The sequence below is a fragment of the Streptosporangium sp. NPDC050855 genome, assembly GCF_044456585.1.
GTDB classification, from domain to species: domain Bacteria; phylum Actinomycetota; class Actinomycetes; order Streptosporangiales; family Streptosporangiaceae; genus Streptosporangium; species Streptosporangium longisporum.
Genome location: NZ_JBITFY010000002.1, coordinates 180,130 through 186,256 on the forward strand (window position 1 = coordinate 180,130; position 6,127 = coordinate 186,256).

A 6,127-nucleotide genomic window follows, 5' to 3' on the forward strand; every position below is an offset into this window, starting at 1 on the left:
CGGGATGTGAGAACCGTGCCGCTACCCGATCCGAACGTTCCACGAGGCATGTGGGCGCTGCTGGAACCCCTGCACGCCGTCACGTACTTCACCGCCGAGGCGCGGGCCGCGGCCGACGCGGTCGGCATGCGCGGTTTCTGGATGGGGTACTTCGCGACCAGGGCGGCGCCGCTCGGACCGGTCGGGCCGCAGGTCGTCACGGCCGCCTTCCACGGCTTCCCGTCCGCCCACGTCGCCCGCGCCCTGCCGGACGCCTGGACGTTCGCGACCCCGGGGGACGTGCTGCGCGCCCGGCTCGACGGCGCGGGCAACGCGCTGCGGAACCTGCTGGGCGACGCGGCGATCGGATCGGACGGCCTGCGGGCCGCGGCGGAGCTGGCCTGGGAGGCCGCGGGCCTCGCCGACACCGCGGGCCGGGTCCTCGCCGGGGCGAACCAGGCGCTGCCCGCGCCCGACGAGCCGCACCTGGTGCTCTGGCAGGCGGCGTCCACGCTGCGCGAGCACCGCGGTGACGGGCACGTGGCCGCGCTGGTGGCCCACGGCGTCTCGCCGGTCGAGTCCCACCTGCTCAAGGTGGCGGCGGGCGAGACGGACCTGGCCGCGCTGCGGATCGCGCGGCGTTTCACGGACGAGGAGTGGGAGGCGGGCGCCGCCGCCCTGCGCGAGCGCGGGTGGGTGGACGCCTCCGGCGCCCTGACGCCCGAGGCCGTACGGGAGCGCGAGCGGATCGAGAACCTGACCGACGAGGCGGCGGCCGTGCCCTGGCGGGCCCTCGGCCTGGAGCGGACCGCCGAGCTGGCCCGGTTGCTCCGCCCGTTCACCCGGGCCGTGGTGGAGTCGGGGGTCCTGCCCCCGGCGAGCCCGGTCGGCCTGCCGTGGCCGTCGTTCGGCGACGCCCCTGAGGCGAACGGCGCGGGGCGGGACGGGAACCTCTCCGGCGACGGCAAGGGGGACGGCCGGGATCGGGGGCTCCCGGCCGTCCCGTCACAGGTCGGCTGAAGAAGGCGGGGGTGGCCGGTCGAGGACCGGCCACCCGGGGATCAGCCGAACGGCAGCCGTACCGTGGACCGGTTGCCGACGCCGAGGCTGGTGGTGCCGTTGCCGATGGCGTTCCAGACCTCGACCCTCACCCGGCCGTTCGACAGGTTGCCGAGCGTCCCGGAGGCCGAGCGCGGTCCCCCTGCGGCGGTGTAGTGCTCCCAGCCCGTCACCGGGTCGGTCGCGAAGTAGCCGTAGGTCTCCAGGCGGTCCCAGCTTCCGTCGCCGGTCAGGTCGTAGGAGACCCGCACCTGGGTGCCGTTGGCGATCGTGGTGCCCGCGTCCACGAACAGGTCGAACGCGGTGGAGCCGCCGTTGTGCGCGGCGGTGAGGCCGGTCGCCGTGAAGACCTGCGCGTTGGTCGGGTTGCCGTCGTGGTTGCCGTTCGCCGCGGCCAGCGTGACGCTGCCCGCCGCGCCGGCCGTGCCGGGCAGCGCCCCGCCGGACTGCAGGTAGCGCGTCGCCGCGAACGGGCCCGGCGTCGGGGTGGGAGTCGGGGTCGGGGTGGGGGTGGGCGTCGGCGTGGGATCGGGGCCCGTGCCGCCGCCGGTGGCGTTGCCGCCGCTCCAGGTGTGGGCGCCCGAGGTGGCCGTCTTCCCGGCCGGCACGTTGAGCACGGTGCCGTTGGAGAAGGTCACCCGCAGGGGGCTCGCGGTGATGTTGGAGGCGACGTAGGTGCGGGCGCCGTTCTTGCTGAACACCTTGGCCAGCGGGTGGTCGGCGGTGACGGAGGTGTCCACCGTGCCCAGGGCCGCGAGGTTGCGGATCCAGTGGAAGGTGTGCGCCCTGCTCTCCCCCTCCTCGGGGGTGTAGCCGCTGTTCGCCCGCAGGTTCGCCAGCGCCGCGTCGCCGTTGCCCAGGGCGAGGAACTCCCAGATGATGTCCTGCCACACCGTGGGCGGCCCGCCGTTGTTGCGGACCAGCTCGTTGTAGTTGGTGGTCACGTAGCCGGGGTTGTCGCCCATGTAGAAGTGCCCGCCGGTGACCGGGAGCATGTTGATGCCCTGGATCATCTCCGGCTCGGCGCTGAACCAGGTGGCGTAGGCGCCGCCGCTGCCCCAGACCATGCCGACCGTGCTGTGGCCGAAGGCGGCGGGGAAGTTCTGGTCGCGGGAGTCGAACCAGTACTCCTGGATCGCCGCGGCCTGGGTGGTGTAGATGAAGATGCCCGCGTCGCGGACGGCGGTGTTGCCGGTGGCCTGCCCCCACTGGATGAGGGCGTTGGCGAAGTTCATGCCCTCCGAGGACGACTCCTGGTTGTTGCCCGAGCCGAACCCGCCGTGCCCGGACGCCCAGTCGTGACCGGCGTAGATGTCGAAGTCACGCAGGTACGGGAAGCGGCTGTCGGACCGGTCGTAGTTGTTGGCGTCGCGGATCAGCAGGTCCACCATGCCGCCGTACTGGCCGGGCTTGGCCCAGTTGGGGTCGAACTTGGCGAGCGTGGCGGCGGCGGCGATGTAGTAGCCGTAGTGGAAGTGGTGGTCGTTGAGCTCCAGGTCGGAGCCGTAGGAGGCCGGGTAGCCCAGCAGCGTCCCCCAGGAGGGGTTGTAGTAGAAGACCCGGGTGGTCTTGCCGGGCGAGGCGGTGAACCAGTCGTTGAGGCGGCCGCGGATGGCGTTCAGCGCCGCGTCGCGCACCGACGTCAGGTTGAGCTGGTCGGCGATCTCCGCGATGCGCGCGGCCCGGCCCAGGCCCTTGCCGGTCCAGTAGGTGTCGTCGCCGCGGATGTCCATCGGGTTGCCGAGTTCGGCGTTGAGCTGGTTGGTGATCGTGGTGAGGTCGGCGCCGGAGCTGTCCGCCACCGCCGGGACCTCGGGCAGCACGCCGGTGTACCTCATCGACGTCCTGAACTGCGTACCGGTGACGATCTTCATCTGGCCGCGCGCGGAGACGTACGTCTGCGCCAGCGGCGTCGAGCCGGTCAGGTGGTTCCACTGGTGCGGGTAGAGCGCGATGACCGTGCCGCTCTGGCTCCCCTGCCTGGCCGTGGTGGTGAAGGCGTAGGTGGTCTCCAGCCTGCTCGCGCCCTGGTCGTAGGAGTACGAGACGCGGGTGCCGGTGACGTGGGCGTGCGCGTACTGGCCGTAGGTGTTCGCCAGCGCGGCGCGGTCGCCGCCCGCGGGCAGCACCGCCACCGAGAAGAAGCCCCTGCCCGCCAGCGAGGAGCTGATCGTCGTGCCGCTCACCGACCAGGTGGCGCCGGTCGGGGCGTAGGCGACGTAGTCGCGCCCGCCCGCGGTGAACCCGATGGTCGCGCCGTTGTTCGACCACACCGACGGGACGCCCGCCGTGGTGATCTGCGCGTCACCCCCGGTGACCTGGTAGTACGAGAACGGCAGGCCGTGGCCGATGGTGGCCTTCATGGTCCGGCCGTTGCCGCTCCAGTACGGGGTGACCGTCCAGTCGCTCCAGCCGTCGACCTTGACGTCCGGCGAGTTGAGGCCGGAGACGCCGACGCGGATGTTCTCCGTGTAGGGGTAGTGGTACTCCCCCACCCCGGTCGCGGTGCCGCTGATCGCCGGGGTCGTGGTGTAGGACAGGCCCAGGCCGTTGGCGAAGGTGTCGTAGGAGAGCGGGTGGGCGTGCAGCGGCTCGCCGTACGCGCAGTCGGTCTTCTTGAACAGGAGCGACGACCACCAGTCGTTGGTGGGCACGGCCCCGGAGGGGGCGTTGGACGTCACCCACTGGCGGGGGTTGGTGGACACGGAGCCGCAGCCGGTCGGCAGTGAGCGTCCGGCCGGGAGGGTGTCGGCGTAGCTGCCGGCGCCGACCGTGGCGGCCTCGGCGGAGCGGGCGGAGCCCAGGCCGAGCAGCCCGGCCACCATGGCGACGACCACACCGGCGGCGAGACGCCGGCGGCCGGTCCTGGAGCGAAGGGCGGATCGCCCTCCGCGAGGGTGCGCGCTGTCCGGACCGGCGGTCCGGATCGAGAGATCCATTGGGGGGTGCCTCCGGGAGAGGAGTGGCGGATCGAGAGCGGACCGATTTGAGAGAGCGCTCTCTGACCGAAAAGTAACGGCCAGCGTGACGGCAGTCAATGTTTCGCATTGGTAACGAATAGGTAAAGCGCGGAAGTGCAGGCGGGAGACTGGAAACTACAGAAAATAGGGCGTTCTACCGCAACGCACATCGCTTCCGGCACACCCGTCCCGGCCTCGGCCGCTGGCCAAGACACCCGTACGGAACCTATCCTGGAGTGAGAGCGCTCTCATAACCGGCCGGTTCCCACCGTCGGCCGGTCATCGCCGACGCCCTTTTCCGGCCCGCCCGCACCCCCCGCACGGCCCGCGCCCGGCCCCTCGCCCGCGCGCCCCGGGCCCGTTTCCGGCTCATCGCGGGAGCCGTTTCCGGCTCACCCCCGGAGCCCGCCCCCGTCGGACGCGACACGCCCGCCCGGAACGCCGGCGACCCCGCGACCCCGCTCCGTGACGGATCGTCACAGATGATAATCAAAAAGTTAGCGTTACATAACGTGCCCATCCAGTTACGGGACCATCCCGGCGCAGTACAACAAGAGGTGAGCCACCACCGTGGCGCCGGTTCCGGAGCCGGTTCTCCCCGCGGGAGAGGGGCGTGGTCCCCGATCCACCACCGAAGCCCGTGTCGTTCTCGTCTCTCGACCTCCGAAGGTAGGTGCCGTGGATTCCGTTCCACACGCTTCGAGCCCGGAGCCCGCGATCTCGGGTGAGGCCCCCCGGCCGGGCAGGCTCCCCGGCCGGCCACTGGGCCGGATGCGGCAGCGGATGGTCGGGCTGATGGGGCCCGCGTTCGTGGCCGCCGTCGCGTACGTCGACCCGGGGAACTTCGCGACCAACGTGGAGAGCGGCGCCCGGTTCGGTTTCCTGCTGCTCTGGGTGGTGCTGAGCGCGAACGTCGTCGCGATGCTGCTGCAGTACCTCTCGGCCAAGCTCGGCATCGCCACCGGGCGCAACCTTCCGGAACTGTGCCGCGACCACTACCGGCGCCCGGTGGTCTGGGGGCTGTGGTTCCAGGCCGAGATCGTCGTGATCATGACGGACCTCGCCGAGTTCATCGGCGGCGCGGTCGCCCTCAACCTGCTCTTCGGCATGCCCATGCTCCAGGGCGGCGTGCTGATCGCGGTCGCCTCCTTCATCGTCCTGGCCATCCGCACGGCCCGCCAGCGGAGGTTCGAGGCGGCCATCACCGCGCTCCTCGCCGTGGTCGTGGGGGCCTTCCTCTACCAGCTGCTCAACGCCCAGGTCCCCTACGGCGAGATGGCCAGGGGGCTGGTCCCGGGGTTCGACGGGTCGGCCAGCGTGCTGCTCGCGGCCGGCATCATCGGCGCCACCGTGATGCCGCACGCGGTCTACCTGCACTCGGCCCTCACCCAGGAGCGCTTCACCGGCGACCAGGAGCCGCGCCGCGAGGTGCTGATCCGCGCCCAGCGGATCGACGTGGTCCTGGCGATGGGCGTGGCCGGGCTGGTCAACATGGCGATGCTGGTCTCGGCGGCGTCGCTGCTGCGGGGCACCGGCGCCGAACCGACCCTGCACGGGGCCTACGCGCAGTTCTCCGAGGGGTCGGGCCCGCTCACCGCGACGCTGTTCGCCGTCGCCCTGCTGGCCTCGGGACTGGCCTCCTCCAGCGTCGGCGTGTACGCGGGCCAGGTCGTCATGCAGGGCTTCCTGCGGCGCCGGATCCCGATCTCGCTGCGCCGGCTGATCGCGGTGGTCCCGGCCCTGGCGGTGCTGGCGTTCGGCGTGGACCCCACCCACGCCCTGGTGCTGAGCCAGGTGGTGCTCTCGTTCGGCATCCCGTTCGCGCTCGTCCCGCTGCTGCTGCTCACCCGCCGCCCCGACGTGATGGGCGCCTGGGTTAACCGGCGGGCGACCACGGTGGCCGCCGCCTGCGCCACCACCGTCATCGTCGTCCTCAACCTCGTGCTGATCGCCCTCGTCGTCCCCACCCTGTGAGCCGTCGTCCCCGCCGCCCGCGTGCCGCCCGCGTCCCCGCGTCGTGGGGGCCCCCGGCGGGGGGCGCCCCCGGGGGGCGGGGGGGGCCGGGGGGGGGGGGGCGGCCGCGGGCGCGGGGGGGGGGGGGGGGGGGGGGGGCGGGCGGGGGGGGGGCG

The 6,127-nt window shown here is 72.6% G+C and carries 3 protein-coding genes; 2 read left to right on the forward strand and 1 reads right to left on the reverse strand.

Annotation, left to right across the window (positions count from 1 at the left end; genetic code table 11):
* The first annotated feature begins 15 nt into the window (after positions 1–15).
* A complete protein-coding gene (locus ACIBCT_RS05955) occupies positions 16–999 on the forward strand; it encodes a hypothetical protein (RefSeq protein WP_399186267.1) in 984 nt (327 codons plus the stop codon).
* A 41-nt stretch (positions 1,000–1,040) separates the two neighbouring features.
* Here the strand turns inward: ACIBCT_RS05955 and ACIBCT_RS05960 are convergent, their stop codons facing one another.
* The gene (locus ACIBCT_RS05960; protein ID WP_399186268.1) at positions 1,041–3,875 is read right to left on the reverse strand and encodes a glycosyl hydrolase; all 2,835 of its coding nucleotides are present in this window, start codon (positions 3,873–3,875) and stop codon (positions 1,041–1,043) included.
* An 801-nt stretch (positions 3,876–4,676) separates the two neighbouring features.
* On the opposite strand from ACIBCT_RS05960, the gene ACIBCT_RS05965 reads away from it, so the two are divergent.
* Positions 4,677–5,972 (forward strand): Nramp family divalent metal transporter, encoded by a 1,296-nt coding sequence (locus ACIBCT_RS05965; RefSeq protein ID WP_399186269.1) that lies wholly within the window; start codon positions 4,677–4,679, stop codon positions 5,970–5,972.
* Positions 5,973–6,127 lie beyond the last annotated feature (155 nt).